15 protein-coding genes are annotated in these 18,696 nt (G+C 64.5%); 10 read left to right on the plus strand and 5 right to left on the minus strand.

The features are described from left to right. The first annotated feature begins 10 nt into the window (after positions 1-10). From SO180_RS03795 to SO180_RS03805, 3 genes are all read left to right on the plus strand, one after another. A complete protein-coding gene (locus SO180_RS03795) occupies positions 11-709 on the plus strand; it encodes a pirin family protein (protein WP_449377481.1) in 699 nt (232 codons plus the stop codon). Positions 710-884: 175 nt separating this feature from the next. Further along, positions 885-1,484, plus strand: a complete 600-nt coding sequence (wrbA, locus tag SO180_RS03800) for an NAD(P)H:quinone oxidoreductase (protein WP_449377482.1) — start codon at positions 885-887, stop codon at positions 1,482-1,484. Positions 1,485-1,545: 61 nt separating this feature from the next. After that, positions 1,546-1,680 carry a hypothetical protein gene (locus tag SO180_RS03805; RefSeq protein WP_449377483.1) on the plus strand — a complete coding sequence of 45 codons (135 nt, stop codon included), beginning with the start codon at positions 1,546-1,548 and terminating at the stop codon, positions 1,678-1,680. A gap of 10 nt (positions 1,681-1,690) precedes the next feature. On the opposite strand, the gene SO180_RS03810 is transcribed toward SO180_RS03805, so the two are convergent. Together SO180_RS03810 and SO180_RS03815 are read right to left on the minus strand one after the other, a co-directional pair. Then, a complete protein-coding gene (locus SO180_RS03810) occupies positions 1,691-2,836 on the minus strand; it encodes a GNAT family N-acetyltransferase (protein ID WP_449377484.1) in 1,146 nt (381 codons plus the stop codon). Positions 2,837-3,006: 170 nt separating this feature from the next. Next, positions 3,007-4,353, minus strand: a complete 1,347-nt coding sequence (locus SO180_RS03815) for an O-antigen ligase family protein (RefSeq protein WP_449377485.1) — start codon at positions 4,351-4,353, stop codon at positions 3,007-3,009. Between the two features lie 244 nt (positions 4,354-4,597). On the opposite strand from SO180_RS03815, the gene SO180_RS03820 reads away from it, so the two are divergent. Then, on the plus strand, positions 4,598-5,584 hold the full coding sequence (locus SO180_RS03820) for a glycosyltransferase (protein ID WP_449377486.1): 987 nt from the start codon (positions 4,598-4,600) through the stop codon (positions 5,582-5,584). Between the two features lie 104 nt (positions 5,585-5,688). Here the strand turns inward: SO180_RS03820 and SO180_RS03825 are convergent, their stop codons facing one another. Further along, on the minus strand, positions 5,689-6,717 hold the full coding sequence (locus SO180_RS03825; RefSeq protein WP_449377487.1) for a glycosyltransferase family 2 protein: 1,029 nt from the start codon (positions 6,715-6,717) through the stop codon (positions 5,689-5,691). Between the two features lie 424 nt (positions 6,718-7,141). Between SO180_RS03825 and SO180_RS03830 the strand changes: the two genes are divergently transcribed. From SO180_RS03830 to SO180_RS03845, 4 genes are all read left to right on the plus strand, one after another. After that, entirely contained in the window at positions 7,142-7,942 is an 801-nt protein-coding gene (locus tag SO180_RS03830; protein WP_449377488.1) for a class I SAM-dependent methyltransferase, read from the plus strand. 321 nt (positions 7,943-8,263) lie between these two features. Further along, complete coding sequence (locus tag SO180_RS03835) at positions 8,264-10,549, plus strand: GumC family protein (protein ID WP_449377489.1); 2,286 nt, start codon at positions 8,264-8,266, stop codon at positions 10,547-10,549. After that, a complete protein-coding gene (locus SO180_RS03840) occupies positions 10,542-11,348 on the plus strand; it encodes a WecB/TagA/CpsF family glycosyltransferase (protein WP_449377490.1) in 807 nt (268 codons plus the stop codon). The genes SO180_RS03835 and SO180_RS03840 overlap by 8 nt, the downstream gene beginning before the upstream one ends. A 370-nt stretch (positions 11,349-11,718) precedes the next feature. Continuing rightward, on the plus strand, positions 11,719-12,060 hold the full coding sequence (locus SO180_RS03845; protein WP_449377491.1) for a hypothetical protein: 342 nt from the start codon (positions 11,719-11,721) through the stop codon (positions 12,058-12,060). On the opposite strand, the gene SO180_RS03850 is transcribed toward SO180_RS03845, so the two are convergent. Next, on the minus strand, positions 12,034-16,137 hold the full coding sequence (locus SO180_RS03850; RefSeq protein ID WP_449377492.1) for a bifunctional diguanylate cyclase/phosphodiesterase: 4,104 nt from the start codon (positions 16,135-16,137) through the stop codon (positions 12,034-12,036). The genes SO180_RS03845 and SO180_RS03850 overlap by 27 nt on opposite strands. A 304-nt stretch (positions 16,138-16,441) precedes the next feature. Between SO180_RS03850 and SO180_RS03855 the strand changes: the two genes are divergently transcribed. Both SO180_RS03855 and SO180_RS03860 read left to right on the plus strand, forming a co-directional pair. Continuing rightward, entirely contained in the window at positions 16,442-16,648 is a 207-nt protein-coding gene (locus tag SO180_RS03855) for a hypothetical protein (RefSeq protein WP_449377493.1), read from the plus strand. 21 nt (positions 16,649-16,669) lie between these two features. Continuing rightward, complete coding sequence (locus SO180_RS03860; protein ID WP_449377494.1) at positions 16,670-18,037, plus strand: LLM class flavin-dependent oxidoreductase; 1,368 nt, start codon at positions 16,670-16,672, stop codon at positions 18,035-18,037. A gap of 145 nt (positions 18,038-18,182) precedes the next feature. Here the strand turns inward: SO180_RS03860 and SO180_RS03865 are convergent, their stop codons facing one another. Then, positions 18,183-18,638: an Lrp/AsnC family transcriptional regulator gene (locus SO180_RS03865; protein ID WP_449377495.1), complete on the minus strand. Its 456-nt coding sequence runs from the start codon at positions 18,636-18,638 to the stop codon at positions 18,183-18,185. Positions 18,639-18,696 lie beyond the last annotated feature (58 nt).

Consider the following 18,696-nt stretch of genomic DNA (forward strand, 5'->3'; position numbering starts at 1 on the left):
AACCACGCACATGATTGAAATCAGACCCTTCGCAAAGCTCGGCAGCGCCGATCACGGCTGGCTCAAGGCCAGGCATCATTTCTCCTTCGCTGGCCATTACGACCCCGACAACATGGGCCACGGCGCCTTGCGCGTCTGGAACGATGACGAGATCGCGCCGAATACCGGCTTTCCCGCTCATCCCCATGCCAACATGGAAATCATCACCTATGTGCGCGAAGGCGCGATCACCCATCAGGACAGCCTCGGCAACGAGGGCCGCACTGAAGCGGGCGACGTTCAGGTGATGAGCGCCGGAAGCGGCATCCGCCACTCCGAGTACAATCTCGAGCCGACGAAGACCAAGATCTTCCAGATCTGGATCGAGCCGGTCGGAAGCGGCGGCCAGCCGACCTGGGGGTCAAAACCGTTTCCGAAGGCAAGCCGCAACGGCAAGCTCGTCACCATCGCGAGCGGCTTCAAGGATGACAAGGAAGCGCTGCCGATCCGCGCCAACGCGCGGGTGCTCGCCACGACGCTCAAGGCCGGCGAGAGCGCGCAATACGAGCCGATGCAGTCGCGTCACCTCTATCTCGTGCCGGCCGCTGGCGCAGTCGAGGTCAATGGGGTGCGCATCAACGCACGCGACGGCGCCGCAATCCGCGACGAAGCCAACCTGACGATCACGGCGCTTGAGGATTCCGAGCTCGTGCTCGTCGATGCAGCGTAAGGCGCTCGGACTCCGAACTCGTCATGCCCGGGCTTGACCCGGGCATCCATCACCTTCGGAAGACTCTTCGAGGGGTGATGGATTGCCGGGACTTCTGGCGCGAAGACGCGCTTCGCGCTTTTGCCCGGCAATGACACGAATTTCCAAACTCACCATCACTCAACGGAGACTACCCATGGCTAAAGTTCTCGTCCTCTATTATTCCGCCTACGGTCACATCGAAGCGATGGCCAATGCCGTTGCCGAAGGCGCGCGCGAAACTGGCGCGACCGTCGACATCAAGCGCGTGCCCGAGCTCGTGCCGGCCGAGGTCGCCAAAGCCTCCTACTACAAGGTTGACCAGGCCGCTCCGGTCGCCAAGGTCGACGACCTCGCGAATTACGACGCGATCATCGTCGGCACCGGCACCCGCTTCGGCCGGATGTCCTCGCAGATGGCAAACTTTTTGGACCAGGCCGGCGGCCTCTGGGCCAAGGGCGCACTGCACGGCAAGGTCGGCGGCGCCTTCTCGTCGACCGCGACGCAGCATGGCGGCCAGGAGACGACGCTGTTCTCGATCATCACCAACCTCCTGCATTTCGGCATGGTCGTGGTCGGCCTGAACTACGGTTTTGCCGGCCAGATGAAGCTGGACGAAGTGACGGGCGGCGCGCCCTACGGAGCCACCACGATCACCGGCGGCGACGGCAGCCGCCAGCCCAGCGCCAATGAGCTCGCCGGCGCGCGCTATCAAGGGCGCGTGATCGCGGAGACCGCCAACAAGCTGCATGGCTGATGCCTTCGGGGCGGCATTCTCCTTGCGGATGCCGCCCCATGTCAGCTTGCAGGAGCAACGTATGGCTTTCGAAATTCTCCTGATGGCGCAGATGATCCGCAAGCCCGTCGAGGCGCTGGCCCGGCGCTGGTATTGCCGCAGCCTGTTTCGCGCCTCGCGCGGCCGGCTGCACTGCGCCGAGTGCACCGGACGGTGAAGCACCTCGGCTAGCGCTGGGTCTTGCCCATCGCGCGATTCGCAAGAGCGGCAAGCCGTGGATGGCGGCGCAGGCCCTGGGCCGCATGATCGCGCAGCACATAGGGCACGCCGCGCCAGGACAACGCGACGCTGACGTCGGTCAGCGGAAGCGGCACGGCGCCGAAGCGGCGCTTGTAGTCGTGATTGCCGATGCTGAGATCGAAGCGGCGCACGCCTTCTCCATGCAAGGCCGCCATCGTGCATTCGGTCACGAGCAGGCCCGGCGAGCAGGCCGACCACGGCCTGCCAGCGTTGCCGATGCGCAGCAGATAGTAGGTCGCGCCGTATCTGAGGCCCAACGACGTCGCGATGATGCCCTCGTCGCACACCAGCGCAGAGACGATCGCATAGCCCTCGGCAACGCCCTGCCGGATCACGTCGCGATAGAATTTCGCGTGGCTCTCGTCGCTGAGGACGAACTTGACTCCGAGCTGCTTCATGCGCTGCTGCTGCTGGACGTCCATCGCATCGAGCAATCTCAGCGCATGGTCGACATCGCTCGCGATCTCGAAACGCGCGCCTGCGTGACGGCTGAAGACGCGCCAGCAGCGCGGCAGTTGCATGCGCTTGATCGAGGTGCGGTAGTCCGAATAATCGTCGCCCGTCAGCACCAGATTGCCATTGAGCGAACAGGATCCGACACGGCCGAGCGACACCAGCGGGTTCGGCTTGCCACCCACAAAGGCCGGCATCTTCTGCAGGCGCAACAGATCGATCTGATCCGGCAACGCGCGCAAGCCATTGACCAGCGCATCGCCGATGGCGCGCGCGCCGGCGGCATCGCATGCGGCGCCTGGCGCCAGGATCGGCGCGTTGTTGTCGGACACGCCGAGATCTGCGAACTCGACGATGCGTATGCCACCCTTGCTGCGGCTGATCATCGGCACCAGCGCGATGTCCTGGCCGGCTGCAGCATCGGAAATGATTGCGATCAGCGGAGAGACGTCGCGGAATGCGTCGTACCAGGCCGCGAGCCAGTCACCGTGCTGGAACGCCGTGCGGTGGCCCGCACCCAGGCGTGACGCGGCGTGCTTCCAGTCGCGCACAAAATCGATCGCGATTTCGGACGCGCTGGTCACCCGACCGTCTAGTTGCTCGACGCTGAGAAACGCCATCCGCCCTGGGCATACAGTTGCTGAACGTTTCCAGATGAATAGCGTTTTGTCGCCAACCACAAGTTACGTTGCTGCTTATCGTTAAGCCGATACCGTTGTGTCGGGCAAAACTGTTCATGTCCCGATACGGGACGTCGTCGGAGCCCATCCTGCGACAAACTGTCGGCGGCTCAGGCGTCCTCCTTGTCCAAGCATTGGAACCTGGCGAGGAAATGCAGACCGGCGACCGCGAGCACGAACAGGAACCAGGTGGGATTGATCCGATCGAACAGGAAGGTCTCGGTCGTCCCGAAGTAAAGACCGAACAGCCAGATCGTCAGGAACAGCTTGGCCAGCGGGCGGCTGCGGCTGTTGCCCTGGACGACCTGAAAATTCCTGAGCGGGGCGGTAACGAAAATGAGGATGCAGAGCAGGAGGCCCGGCAGGCCGATCGTGACCGCGAGGTCGAGGTAACTATTGTGACTATGCGCCGCGGTCACGGCCCACTCGGCACCCTTGGCGGTCTCGCGCTGGCTGACGTCGTCCCAGAATGCCGCGTAGCCATGACCCAGGATGGGCTTTTCCGCCACCGCCGCCAGCGCGAACTCCCAGATGTCGCTTCGGCCGGTGAAGGTCGGATCGACCGGAAGCTGCCTCGTGAGGGCCGCAAGAGTGGGACTTGCGACGCTGCCAACCGTCAGCAGGTTCATCACGATCAGCGGCGCGAAGCAGATCAGCCGCTTCAGCCAGAGGCTGCGGGTAACATAAACCAGCGATGCCAGAAGATAGATGACAAGACAGAGCGCTGACGAGGTCTTGCCGCCGGTGAAGATCAGGAACACGCTGGCAAGTACTGCGATCGCGGGCCCCATGACGAACGATCCGCCCGCGGCAAGATAGATGCCGAGATAAACCAGAATGGACATCACGGGCGATGCGACGTTCTTGTGCCCGAAACTACCGCGCCAATCGCCGGCAAGCTGCGGCTCTGCGATGTCGACGGCCGTATGCATCGCAAATTCCGGCGCCAGCATGACGCCGAGATAGCACAGGGCGAGCAGCACGAGGGCCGCGAGCCCGAGACATCGGTTGAAGCTCTTCTGCGTCGGTGGCAGCAGCGGCAGCAGGATGGCGAGCGCAGTCACGCTTCCCGTCAGCACGAAACGCTGCGTGGACACGCCCCGGTTCTCCGAGAAAACCAGATTGATCAGCATCCAGCCGATGAAGCAGAGATGCAGCGGCGTCAGGAGAGTCTTGAGCGACGGCCCATCCTGTGCGGCAGTCAGCAGCACGGCGATTGCGGCCAACCCCGCAAATGCAATGTAGGACAGCGCTAATCGACCCGAGGCGGCGTTGGCAAGGTCGGCATTGCGCAAATCCGGGAACGGTTCCAGGGTCACCAGCACCAGGAGCAACGCTGCGACCGCGACGACGCAGCGCGCGGCCTCGAGGACGCTGAGCCCGGCGACGAACGCGCGCAGCCCCTGACCGAGCGGCCGGGCCCCCACGCCAGTGATGTCGGCGGCACTGCGATCCATCGATCACCCTTAGCCGACCGGTGCTAACCTTTCGTCAACCAGCATGCTTCCCGGCCACGCCTCCGCGTCGGCCGCTTAACGCTAATATGCAAAAGCCGGCCTCGAGCCGCCTTTGCTGCAAAGCTTTGACGCTTATCTGGCTATCATCGAAGGCGACCCAAGCCGCCATCGCGCGGCGCCGGCGCCGATATACGGCCTGGTTAACGAACCATTAAAAACGCTGCTCCAGACGACGAGACGTCAATTGACCACCGCCGGCGCCATCCTTGATCCACCGCTGGGCGCGCCGTCCGTCGAGGCGCGCGCCAGTGCCACTGCGCGCTCGGCCAACTTCGTCTCCATCGTCATTCCCGCCAAGAACGCCGCTGCCTATATCCGCGAGACGATCGACAGCGCGCTCGCGCAAAGTGCCGATGTCGGCGAGGTCATCGTCATCGACGACGGCTCGAGCGACGAGACCGCAGCCATCGTCGGATCCATCCGCGACAGCCGGCTGCACCTTGTCGCGAACGAGCTCGCGGGCGTCTCGGCGGCGCGAAATCTCGGCGCACGAGCGGCGCGCGGAGGATGGCTGCTGTTCCTCGACGCCGACGATCGTCTGCGCTCCGGCGCGGTGGCGACGCTGGTTGCAGCCGCGAAGGCCGCGCCCGCCGCCGTTGTCGTCTATGGCGACTACGATCTGATCGACAGTGATGGGCGGCCGATCGGCCGGCGCGGCCTCCTAAAAGGGCGCAGCAAGCCGTCAGGCGATGTGCTCGCGCGGCTCGCACGCGGCAATTTCATCGTCAACGGCGGTATCATGCTGGTGCGCACTGACGCGTTCTGGACGGCCGGCGGTTTCGACGAGCGGCTCAGCCTGTGCGAGGACTGGCATTGCTGGTGCCGCCTGGCCGCGATCGGCGACTTCCAGTTCGTGCCCGCGCTGCTCCTCGACTATCGCCTCCACAGCGCGAACACCATGAATGCAGCCACGCGCTCGCCGCGCGACTTCTTTCCGGCCGTGGAGCGCGTCTTTGCCGACGAGCTGATCCTCGGCAAGCTCGCACCGGAGAGTCGGCCCGCCCTGCGGCAGGCCGCCGAGATCCATCTCATCACATATGCGGCGACCCAGGCGGTCCGCTTCGGCCGCCATCGTGATGCCCTGCGCTATATGCGCATGGTTGGGCAGCGGTCTCTCACCGCGCTGCCGCGATCGCTCGCGAAGCTGATTCTCGCCCGCTTCGGTATCTAAAGCATGATCCGGAAAAGTGTGAAGCGGTTTTCCGGAAAGATCATGCGCAAACAACAACCTAAAGCGCGATGACGGTTCATCCTAACCTCATCGCGCTTTAGCCGTCAGGAGACGATCTTCGAGGCCTCGTAAGGCCGCTGTTCGATGCCGAGGGCGGCAAGCGCGCTGCCGAACGCAACCATCACGGGATGCATCGCGACGACGGCTCTGGTCGAGAACGACAAGCGCGCCGCGCGAACCAGCGACAGCGGCAGTCTTCCGAGCATCGCCGCAAAGACACGCGCCCGCGCCGCCGCAGTCGTTGCCGCCTTGGATTGCACCCGATAATTGATCGCTCCGATGCGCAGGCCACGCTTTGCGATCCACCCCAAGCTCGTGCGGCTTTGCGACACCGTCTCGGTGATCACGGCTTCCGCGGTCCAGTGGAACGTCATGCCGGCGTTTCGGCACCGCATGAAGAAATCGCAGTCGCCGCCGCCGAGAAAGTTGAAGCGGAGGTCGAAGGCCGGACTGCCGAGCCGATCGAACACCGAACGCGTGATCAGGCAGTTGCCGCAGCCATAGATCAGCGGCACGGCACCGCTGTAGTCATAGGCCGGACAGAAGGCGGGATGGCGCGCGAGCCATGGCTTGCTGTCGTCGTCGAAGAGCGGCAGCACCGGACCGCCGACCACGTCTGCGCCGGTCGCTTCCGCGGTACGAACCATCAGCTCGAGCCAGTCGGGCGAGGCAATCTCGTCGTCGTCGATCATCAGGAAACGGATCGCGAGCGGAAACAATGCCTGCGCGGTCTCGAAGGCGGCGTTGATCGCCTGACAATTGCCCTGCCGCTTCTCGACCAGGCAGACGCCCTGAAGCTTTCCGGCAGCCAGGTACTCGGCGGCAACCGGCGCGCTCTCGCGCCGGGCGGCGTCGTTCTCCACCATGACCACCGCAAACGAGCGCGCAGTGCGCTGGGCCGCCAGCGACTCCAGCGTCAGGCGCAAATGCTGCGGGCGGCGAAAGCAGGGAATGCAGACGACGATGCCAACCGAGAGGTCGAGCACGCGCGAGCTCGCGGCGATCTCCCGGTTGGGGTCGCGCACGGCGCTCGTGATGCGGCTCGTGGACAGCTCGGTCGGGAGCAGGGTCATGATATCGTTGAATGACCGAGATGTGTTGAAAAACTCCTGCTCCACGACGGCACAGTAAACTTGCCGCGAAACACAGATGTCCCAATATGGCGCCGTCCGGCGGGACGTCTCCTCATGCCGAACAAGACCATTGCGCGCGGCGCAAGTGCCCAAGCCGCTGAATCCAGGCTCGCTTGCAAGCCAATCGTCATCCACATAACCGCTCTCACGCGCTTTTCCTTGCGAATCTGCGTCGAACTTCTCCTGCAATTTCCGATCCAACACGCAGCAGCAGTACGCGGCGGACGATGCCGTAGTTAACGGGACTTCGCATTAACCCAACCGTAAGCACCGCAACCAATGGCGCCCCAGCGGCATCGAATTTGCTCTTCGAGCGTGCGAGAGATTCCCTGTAATTTGAAACGAACCCGCGCGATTGAAGAACATGAATAAACAAGCCACGATCGACTTCGCGACCGCGACCCGCATCGATACCAGCGCTCCGCCAGCACACACCCAGGCCCTGCTCGACCTCGTCTCGGGCGAGGCGCGCGACAGCCTGCTCGCCGTTCACGACGTCCTGCGCCGCGAGCTGCCGCCGGGCCAGCTCGCGATCTATGAGGCCGGCGGCGGTTCGAGCAGCTTCCTGCCGCTGGAAATCCTGGGCCGCAGCCACGTCACCGTCGTCGATATCGACGAAGACCAGATCCGCAACAACGATTATGCCCAGGAAGCGATCCTCGGCGACGTCCAGACCTATCGCTTCAAGCCGGAGAGTGTCGATCTCGTCATCTGCTACAACGTGATCGAGCATCTGCCCGACGTCGAGGCCGCGTTGAAGAATTTCTGCGAGGCCTTGAGCCATGGCGGCATGATCTTGATCGGCGCGCCCAATCCGCGCTCGCTGTCCGGCGTCGTCACCAAATATTCGCCGCACTGGTTCCACGTCTGGTTCTACCGCCAGGTTCGCGGCATCAAGAATGCCGGCGAGCCCGGCGAGCCGCCGTTCCCGACCTTCTTCCATCCGCTGGTGACGCTTCCCAATCTCGAGGCGTTTGCCGACGCCAACGGGCTCGAGACGATCTACCGCCGCGAGGTCGAAAGCCCGCGCTATCCCGAGATGCGCAAGCGCAAGCCGCTGTTCGCGGCTCTCGTCGATGCCGGCGCCGCGGCCTTGAATTTCCTGCTGCCGCGCGGCACCGACGTGCGACACGGCGACTATCACGTCGTCCTGCGGAAACGCTGAGAATCATGACGCCGGCGCTCCCGGAATTCCGACATGCGGGCCCTGCCCGCAAGGCTGCGCCGTCGGACGCGTGCATGCTCCACGGCGTGCACGGTAACGATCCGTTAATCTCCAGGGGACTGCGGCGCTGGAAGCGTCACAACGACGCGCCACGCGCTCGCATGCGCTTAAACGCTTTGTTTGCCATTTCGGTGAATAGTCCCTCAATGAGTATGGTTAATTTTCCCTGTTGCGTTTGTTCAGCGCCTATATCAGGGGCGCATCGCGTAACCCGAAGAGTAGCCCCTCAGCCTGCGGCAGTTGGAGTGAAAGCTGGGGATCATGCTTGACTATGACCAGCCGATAGAGCGATCGAAGCGAGACGTCGGGCAGCCCGCGCCATCGGCCGGCTTCAACGTGCTCGAGCTCGTCCATCTGCTCTGGCAGCGCAAGGCCGCGATCGCAGCCGCTGGTCTGATCGGCGCGAGCCTCGCCGTCACCGTCGGCAAGAGCCTGACGCCCCGCTACACCGCAACCGCCCAGCTCTATGTCGATCCGCGCGAGCTGCAACTCGTCGATCGCGAGCTGACGCCGCGCGCCCAGGACGTTTCCGGCATGTCCATGGTTGTGGAGAGCCAGGCGCGCCTGATCACCTCCAACAGCGTGCTCTTGCGAGTCATCCAGCAGGCCAATCTCGACAAGGATCCCGAATTCGGCGGCGGCGACGGCAGGAGCCTGATGTCGTCGCTGCTTGGCCTGATCGGTCTCCAGGGCCGCGCTCCCTCCGCCGCCGACAACAGGGAAATTCAGCTTGGCGCTCTCGAAGCGCTGAACCGGCACATCACGATCCGCAAGACCGAGAAGAGCTTCATCGTCGACGTCGAGGTCTGGTCGACCGATCCGGCGAAGGCGGCGATGCTCGCCAATACGCTGACCAACGTCTATCTCACGGAATCGCGCAACTCGCAGGCTTTGGCGGCGCGGCGCGCCACCAACGACCTGTCCGGCCGGCTGAAGGAATTGCGCGAGCGGCTGCGTACGGCCGAGACGACGCTGGCGACCTACAAGGCGCAGAACAATTTCGTCGGCACCCAGGACACGCTGATCAGCGACCAGCAGCTTTCCGCCAGCAACCAGCGGCTTGCCGCGGCACGCGCGGCGACACTGGACGCGCAGGCGCGCTACGACCAGATCGAGGCGAGCCGGCGCGCCGCGACCGATGCCGGAGCCATTCCGGAGGCCCTGCAATCGCCGACCATCGCCAATTTGCGCGCGCAATATGCCGATGCGCGCAAGAAATACGCGGAGCAGACCGCCGAGCTCGGGCCGCGGCACCCGGCGCTGCGCCAGACCGAGAAGCAGGTCGAGGATCTCAAGCGCACCATCAACGAGGAAATCGACCGCTTCGCCCAGGCCGCCAGAAACGACCTGACGCGCGCGCGGGACTACGAGGCCTCGCTGAACCGGGCGCTGGAAACGCAGAAACGACAGAGCGTGCAGCTCAGCCAGGCCGCGGTGCGCCTGCGCGAGCTCGAGCGCGAGGCCGAGGCCAGCCGCGACGTCTATCAATCCTTCCTGAAGCGCTCGCGCGAGACGGAAGAGCAGGAAAGCCTGAACACGTCGGCCGCCCGCGTGATCGGCGAGGCCACGGTGCCCCAGCGACGTTCGTTCCCGCCGGGGATGAGCCTGTTCGCCATGATCGGCTTCGTGTTCGGCTCGTTCGCCGCCGCCGGCTGGTTCGTCGCCGCCAGGCAATTGTCCGCCGGCGCGGCGGAGCCCGAGCCGACCCGCCGCGAGCGCACGGCAGCACCGATGGCTCCCAAGGCATCGGTCGACGATGCCCCGACGCCACAGGCGCCACCGCTGACACTGGTCGAAAAGCCGCTGATCGCGCGCCTGCAGGAAGCCGACGTCCTGCGCACGCTCGGCGCCATCCTCGCCGTCGGCAATACGGTCGACCTCACCCGGCTGGGCTGGCCGACGCTGCGTCCCGGATTCCCGCTGACGACGCTGATCAACGCGATGCGCGATATGCGTGCCGCAGCGACGCGGCATGCGGCAGGCAAGGCCATGCCGGTGATTGCGATCGTCGGCGCCGACGCGACGGGCGATCGCAGCGTCGCCGCGTTGAACTTCGCGCTCGCCGCCGCCCGCGACGGCTCGCGCGTGCTGATGATCGACACCGATCACCAGGACCGCAAGCTCTCCAGCAAGATCAACCGCCCCGGCGAGAGCGAGCCGGTCCGGTTCGGCTGGCTCTCGATCGGCAGCAAGGCTTCACGCGAGATCAAGACCGCGAACGGCATTTCAGTGCTGCCGGTCGCCGACGGCGATGCCGGCAAGGCCACTGATGCCATCCGCAAGGCGGTGGCGCAGGCACGTTCCGCAGGCGGCACCGATCTCGTTGTTCTCGATGGGCCGGCGATTCCGCTCGCCGCCGATGACCGCAAGCTGCTCGACGCAGCCGATGCGCTGGTGGCCGTGCTGCCCACCCACCTCGACATCAACGATGCCATGGAAGACATCCTTACCGCGCTCGGCGGTGCCGAACGCAAGCTCGTCGGCGTCATCCTCAACGAGCTCAATCCCGCGACCCAATCGCGCCAGCGAGGCAAACAATATGCTTGAGCGCCGCGTCAATCTGGTCGGACGCACCGCGACCGCCGATGTGCCACGGATCACCGTCGGTGGTCTTCGCATGGCCGCGCTCGACCTGGAAGCGACCGCAGATTTCATGATCGAAGCGACTGACCCGCGTCATCGCGTCGGCCGCCCGCTGTATCTGACCTCCGCCAATGGTGAAGTGCTGGCGCGCTGCTCGACCGAACCGCAAACCGAGCGTCTGTTCCGCGGCGCCGACCTGATCAATGCCGACGGCCAGCCGCTCGTTGCGGCCTCCAAACTGCAGTCATGGTTCCCGCTGCCCGAACGCGTCGCGACCACCGATCTCTTCCATGTCGTCGCCCGCAAGGCCGAAGCCGCCGGCCGGACGTTCTACATGCTCGGGGCCAGCGAGGACGAGAACGCCGCTGCCGTCGCCCGGGTTCAGAAGATGTACCCGAACCTGAAGATCGTCGGACACAGCCATGGCTATCTGCGCGGCGATGTGCTGCGGGCCAAGGTCGACGAGATCAACGCGCTCGCACCTGATTATCTCTGGGTCGCGCTCGGCGTCCCCTTCGAGCAGGCCTTCGTCGAGGAGTACACGCCACATCTCACCAATGTCGGCGTCATCAAGACCGCCGGCGGCCTGTTCAATTTCCTGTCCGGCAGCCGCAGCCGCGCGCCGAAATGGATGCAGACGATCGGGCTTGAATGGGCCTGGCGCACAATGCTCGAGCCGCGGCGTCTGCTCTGGCGCTATCTGACCACCAATCCCCGCGCGCTCTATCTCCTGTTCAGCGGCAAGCAGTCGTTCAATCGCTAGCGTGGCGGCACGGCGAAGCTTCTGCTAAGCTGGGTTGGGCATCCGTAGACCCCGTACCTTGCCCGGCGGCGGTCTTGGCGGCCAAAGCGCCATGAGATCAGGATGAATCGTCATCGCGCTTCAGGTTATTGTTTGAGCATGATCTATTCGAACAACAACTTCACACTTTTCCGGATCATGCTCTAGAACACACCATCGCGGTCGGCACTGGCAAAAGCCCAGTCGCCTGTTTCTCGCGGGGCCGACGATGAGGTCGGCTTGAATGGCTCGCGAAGATTTGCGCGAGCGGATTTTCTCACCGCGGCAGGGCCGGCACCGGGCCCTCAACTGATCAGCCCGCTTTCGGGCGCGGAACAGGGAGCACCAAGCAATGCATCAGGCTCAACGCCTGGAGTTCGAGCGCGTGATGGAGGAGTTCGTCCGCTGGCACGCCGTGCCCGAGGAGGAGCGCTCGCCGGCGCCGGCGTGGTGGTGGGGGCCCGCCATGGCAGTGGTCGACGACAGCGAGCCGATGAGCGACACGTTGTGCTGCGCGCTTGGCTTGCGCGAAAGTGCGAGCTTCGCCGAAGGCGCGCGCACGATCCTCGCACTGTTCGTCGAGCAGACGTCGCTGACGGAGCCCCAGGATTTTCCAAGCAAGTCCGAGGGTGATGATCACGCCATTCGCGAGTTGCACCCGCTGCCGTCAGACGACAGCGCGTTTCGGCCGTGACGTGGTCTGCGCCTCACTGTCTGCGCCCTGCCCGGGCTGGAGCGGCGGCGCCATGGGTCGCAACAGCTCGGCCATCTGCCGCGCCGGCAGCGGCTTGGCAATCAGAAAACCCTGCATCTCGTCACAGCCATGGGTCCGCAGGAACGCCTCCTGCTCGGCATTCTCGACGCCCTCGGCGACCACCGTCATTCCAAGCGCCTTGCCCATGCTGATGATCGCCTGCGCGATCGCCTGGTCCTCGCTGTCATGTGGCAGGTCGCGCACGAAGGAGCGGTCGATCTTGATGGTGTCGATCGGAAAATGCTTCATCAGCGACATCGACGAATAGCCGGTGCCGAAGTCGTCGATAGCGAGGCGAATGCCGCGGCTCTGGACGGCGTCGAGTACCTTCAATGCGCGTCCGACGTTGCGCATCATCATGCTCTCGGTGACTTCGAGCTGGAGCAGCACGGGCGACATGCCGCTTGCCGCGAGCGCCTCGTCGACATCCTGCAACAGGTGCTCGTCGGCGAACTGCCGCGGTGACAGGTTGACCGCCATCGACAGCGGCAAGAGGCCGCGCCGCTGCCAGGCCATGGCCTGCGCACAGGCCTCCTTCAGCACCCAACGGCCGATCGGAACGATCAGGCCGGTCTCCTCGGCGAGCGGGATGAACTGCGCCGGCGATATGCTGCCGAGCTCGGGATGCGTCCAGCGGAGCAGCGCCTCGACGCCGGTGATCTGGCCGGTCTCGATGTCCACCTTGGGCTGGTAGTTCAGCGCGAACTGCTCGCGCTCCAGCGCCCGGCGCAGCGCGCTTTCCAGCGAAAGCCGCTCGATCGACTGCGTCTTCACTTCCTTGGAGAAGAAACGGTAGCCGTTCTTGCCGTCTTCCTTGGCGAGGTACATCGCCATGTCTGCATTCTTGGTCAACGTCTGCGCGTCGGCGCCGTTGGCCGGGTACATCGCGATACCGATCGAGGCCGTGGTGTGGCACTCGTGACCGGCAAGCTCCATCGGCCGCGCCAGGGCCGTCAGGAGCCCGGTTGCAATGCCCTGGACGTCGTCGATCTCGCCGCACTGGTCGAGGATGACCACGAACTCGTCGCCGCCGAGCCGCGCAATCACGTCGCTCGTCCGCAGCGCGCTGCGCAGCCGATCGGCGACTTCGAGGAGCAACAGGTCGCCCGCCTCATGGCCGAGCGAATCGTTGATGACCTTGAACCGGTCCAGGTCGATGAACAACAGGGCAAACCGGTGCTCGTGACGCTGCGCCGTATCGATCGCCGCGCGCAAGAGCGCGTTGAACGTCTCGCGATTCGGCAGGTTGGTCAGGCTGTCATGGGACGCCAGATATTCGATGCGCTCGTCGGCCTTGTTCTTCTCGTCGGCACGATCGAAATTCTCCATCGCGAAGGAAACGTTGTCGGCGAGGCGCTGGAGCAGCTCGACGAACTCGCCGGTGAACGCCGCGTGCTCGGTTGACATGTAGATCATGACGCCAACGGTCTGATCGTGTGCGATCAGCGGGAATGCGGCGCCCGACCGTGCTCGGTCGTTGCGAACGATGGCATGGAACGCGGCGACCCGGCTGTCGTTCAGATAGTCGTTGCTGATGCAGGGTTGCCGGGTGCGGAACGCCGTTCCGCTCATGCCACGGCCTTCGGGACGCGCGGCGTCGATGGACAGCCTGACGTTCCGCGTCGTCCCGGAGGAGGGACCGGCGGTAGCCACAATCTCGAGCTGGTCGCTGTCGGCACTGGCAAGTGCGATGGTGGTCGAGGTGAACTTGCCGCCGAGCACCGCCGCTTGGCAGACCAGCTCGTACAATTCGGCACGGGACTTCGCCCGCATGATCGCTTCATTGGTCGCGCTCAGCGCCGCGAACATGAGCGTCAGGCGCTCCTTCTGCTCCTCGGTACGAGCTTTCTCTTCGGCGCGGTCGAAATTGTCCAGCGCGAAGGAGACGTTTTCCGCGAGGCGCTCGAGCAGCTCGACGAGATCGGGCGTGAATGTGTTTTCCTCGGGCGCAAGGAACAGCAGGACACCGATCGGCTCGCGACCCGCGCGCAGCAGCGGGAAGCTCGCCGCCGCGCGGGTGCCGTCCTCGTTCGCCTTGGTGCGCCAATGCTCGGAGCGCGGATCGTTCAGATAGTCGTTCATCACGCATGGTCGCCGGGTCCGCACCGACGTGCCGATCAGGCCGTGGCCTTCGGGATGATCGGCGGAGATGACGCAGGTGCGACCGAGCATTCGCTCGTGCTTGCGCCCCTTGGCAGCGACGACACGGAGAACTTCATGCTTGGGATCCACGAGACCGATGGTGGTCGAGGCGAACATCCCGCCGAGGACGGCGGCCTGGCAGGCCACCTCGAACAGCTCCTCGCGCGTCTTGACGCGCATGATGGCTTCGTTCGTCGCGCACAGCGCCTCGAACATGCCGCTTAGCCTGTCGCGCTGCTTGTCGGCACGCGCCTTCTCCTCCGCGCGGTCGAGATTTGTCAGTGCGAACGACACGTTCCTGGCGAGCCGCTCCAGGAGCTCGACGAGTTCGGGCGTGAACGTGCCCTTCTCCAGCGAGTTGAAGAGGAAGACGCCTTCCGTGCGGCTGTCATTGAGCAGCGGCAGCGCGGCCGATGATTTGATGCCGATGCGGCGGGCGCTCTCGTGCCAGGGCTTGATCCGATCGTCGGCGAGAAGGTCGTTGCTGACGCAAGCCGCTCCGGTCCGGAACGCGGTCCCGGTCAGCCCCCTTCCCTCCGGGACCTGCTCCGAGATCGCGAATTTGAAGGTCCGCACCTCGTCTGCATTCGGGCCGACGCAGGCCACGACGCGCAGCAATTCGGTGTCGCGATCGGCGAGTGCGATCGTGGTCGAGCCGAACTTGGCGCCGTGCACCGAGGCCTCGCACACAAGATCGAACAGCTCGGCGCGCGACCGTGCCCGTATGATCGCCTCATTGGTGGCACTGAGCGCGGCATACATCCGCGCCAGCCGTTCTTCCTCTTCGGCAATCCGCGCCTTCTCCTCGTCGCGGCCGAAATTCTCGAGCGCAAAGGATACGTTCTCCGCCATGCGCAGCAGCAGGCCGACGATCTCCTGGTCCTTCGCCCAGGACCGGCTGATGAAGAACAGCACTACGCCGACGCTGTCGCCGCGCTTGATCAGGGGCGCGGCGACGCAAGCCGCGCTGCCGGTATTGACATTGACCTGCTCCCAGGGCGTTCCTTTGGTGCGGCTGGCGAGATCGTCCTCGACGCCCGGCTTCTGCGTCCGGAACACCTCGCCGGAAATGCCGCGGCCGAACGGATTGTCCGGATCTGTCGAGTAGTGCGCCTGCGTGACGAGATCGAGATTCTCGCCCGTTCCGGCCACCGGCTTCAACCAGTGCGAATTCGACTCGCGAAGCAGGACGATGGTCGCAATCGACTTGGCGCTGTGCACCGAGGCGTCGCATACGAGCTGGTACAGCTCGAGCTCGGTCTTGGCGCGCAGGATGGCTTCATTGGTCGCGCTGATGGCGCTGAACATGCGGTTCAGCCGCCGCATCGCCTTTTCGCCGCGAACGCGTGCCGTTTCGCGCTCGAGATTCTCGAGCGCATAGGAAATGTTGGCGGACATGCGCGTGAACAGCGAGACCATCTGCTCGTCGAGCGATCCGGCCTCGGTGCGGGTGGCGAACAGCACGCCGACGCTCTTGCCGTTACATATCAGCGGCAAGGCCGCGGCCGCACGAACGCCGGCCTTGACGGCACCCTCGCGCCAGGCCAGCGAACGCACGTCGTTCAGAAAATCGTTGCTGATGCACAGTCGCTGCGTGCGGAAAGCCTCGCCACCGACGCCTGATCCTTCCGGCGTTCCTTCCTCGACGGTGATGTTGATCGACCTCAGCCGGGGGACGTCCTCACCGCGGCCGGCCGCAAAGCGCAGCCGCCGGCCACCGGGCTCGAGCAGGAACACCGAGACCGCCAAGAAATCCCCGCTCGAAAACCCGGCGTCGCAGACCTTCTGGTACAGCTCGTCCGGCGATTTCGCATACAGGATGGCTTCGTTGATGGCACTCAACGCTGCAAATGTGCGCGCGAGGGTCGTCTGCAAGGTCTCAACTCCCGGGCATTCCTGCCGTTTTCCCGGGACTTTATCGGCGACGACCGCCTAAGTGGTCGTTATTGCTGCTTGCAAACCCGCAATCAGAGTGAACGAGCTGCGAACGAACGGCGCGAAACTATTCGCAAAACTACGGTGGACGCGGCCTTTCGCGCCAGCAGCGGCATCCGCGCACGGCTCCTTTACCAATTTGCAGCCCTGATTTGGTTTACGGGAGATTGATATCGCGCCTGCGCTTTGAGACGATGGCCCTCAACAGCCAACGCCCGCCAAGGGCGGGCATCGAGGGAACACCATGCCGATCGTCAAGGCCGACCGCCTCACGCGTGTCAGCGCCGCTCTGCTTCGGGCTGCGGGCGCATCCGTCGAGGAGGCCGATGCGGTTGCCGCCGGCTGCGTCGAACGACTGCGCGACGGCATCGCGGTCGAGGACGCGACGTGGGAGAAGCTGCGCGACCTGGCGCGCGACAACAAGCTCGACAGCGAATTCGGTCTCGCCTGACGGTCAACGGAGGGAGGCGGCATGACGCGGCAGATGGTACTGGTCGGCTTCCTTCAGGCGCAGAACTGCACCAATCTGCCGAGCTCGTGGCGGCATCCGGACTCTCGTTCGGATTCGATGTCGGCAGACTACTACCAGGAGATCGCGCGTATTCTCGAAGCCGGCAAGTTCCACATGGCGTTCTTCGACGATCGCCTGGCGATGCCGGACCGTTACGGCAACGATCACGCCCACACCGTCGAACATGGCATCCGCTGCGTGAAGATGGATCCGCTGATCGTGCTGACCACCATGGGCATGGTCACCGACAGGCTCGGATTGGGCGCGACCTGCTCGACCACCTATTACGAGCCGTTCGACGTCGCGCGCCGCTTTGCCACCCTCGACCTGATGTCGGGCGGGCGTGCGGGCTGGAATGTCGTCACCTCGCTCAATGACGGCGAGGCTCTCAACATGGGCAGGGACTCCCATCCCGAGCACGACGCTCGCTACGACCGCGCCGACGAATTCATGGAGGTCGTGCTCGGCCATTGGGATAGCTGGGAAGACGGCGCGCTGATCATGGACAAGGCGAGCGGCCGCTTTGCCGATCCTGCGAAGGTGAAGCGGCTCGATCACAAGGGGCCGTTCTTCAAATCGCGCGGGCCGTTCACCGTGCCACGCTCGGATCAGGGCCATCCCGTGATCATCCAGGCCGGCGCCTCCGGCCGCGGGCAGCGCTTTGCCGGACGATGGGGTGAGGTCATTTTCACCGCCTCGCGAAGCCTCGCGAGCGCCAAGGACGGATACGCAGCCGTGCGCAATGAGGCCGCCAAGGCTGGACGCGATCCTGATGCGATGTTCCTCTGCAATCTGACCACACCGGTCTGCGGGGCGACCAAGGCGGAAGCCGAAGACAAGATGGCGCTGATCAACAAGCTGCCACTCCAGATCGACGCGCTGTCGCTGCTCGCCGAAGCTCTCAACTATGATTTCGCCTCGAAGGGACTCGACGAGCCACTCACGACCGACGAGCTGAAGAGCATGCAGGGGATCCTCGGCATCCGCGACGGCGTACTGAAGCTGTCGGGCAAGAGCAACCCGACCGCGCGCGACTTCGTCACATTCTCCGGCCGCGGCGGCGTCCAAGATGCGATCGTCGGCGGGCCGAAGGAGATCGCCGACAGGTTCGAGGAGATGTTCATCGAGCGCGGCTGCGACGGCTTTGTCATCGCCGCGACCTGCGTCCCGGGCTCGTATGCGGACTTCGTCCGTCACGTCGTGCCGGAGCTGCAGCGACGAAGCCTGTTCCAGAAAGACTATCGCGGCAAGACGCTGAGGGACAATCTCGGGCTGAAGCGTCCGGCCGCTGGCGCGTGGAAGACCCAGCCGCGCGTGGCCGCGGAATGAGAACGAGGAAAGGCAATCGCTTCGTTCGCGAGGAGTCTTGGCAGGATGCCGTAGGGTGGGCAAAGCGAAGCGTGCCCACCATCCTTCCGCGATCTCGACAGAAGAGGTGGGCACGCTTCGCTTTGCCCACCCTACGAGAGCCCGATCAGAACGGCAGCGCCACGCCGGTCTTGATCTCCTTCAGGATCACGTTGCTGCGGACGTAGCGGATGCCGGGAATCCGGAACATGAACTCGTCGAGGAATTTGTTGTAGGCGGCCATGTCCTGCACCGCGACGCGCAGGTGATAGTCGGCATCGCCCGTCGTCGCAAAGCACTCCAGAACCTCGCGGCGCTTCGTCACCCGCGCGACGAACTCATCGACGAATTTTGCATCGTGCCGCTCCAGCGAGACATGGAGGACCGCGGACATTGCAAATCCTGCCCGCTCGCGCGCGACCAGCGCCGCATAGCCCTGGATGATTCCGGCCTCCTCCAGCGCGCGCACCCGGCGCCAGCATGCCGAGGTCGACATGCCGATCTCATCGGCAAGCTGCTGGTTGGTGGCGCGGCCATCCTTCTGGAGATAAGCGAGAATCCGCGAGTCCTGTTCTTCGATCATGGGAGCCTCTTAATACGGGTAACTCTACCATAAGTGAGTATGTAACGCAAAAATTTAC

Source organism: Bradyrhizobium sp. UFLA05-112 (genome assembly GCF_053572325.1).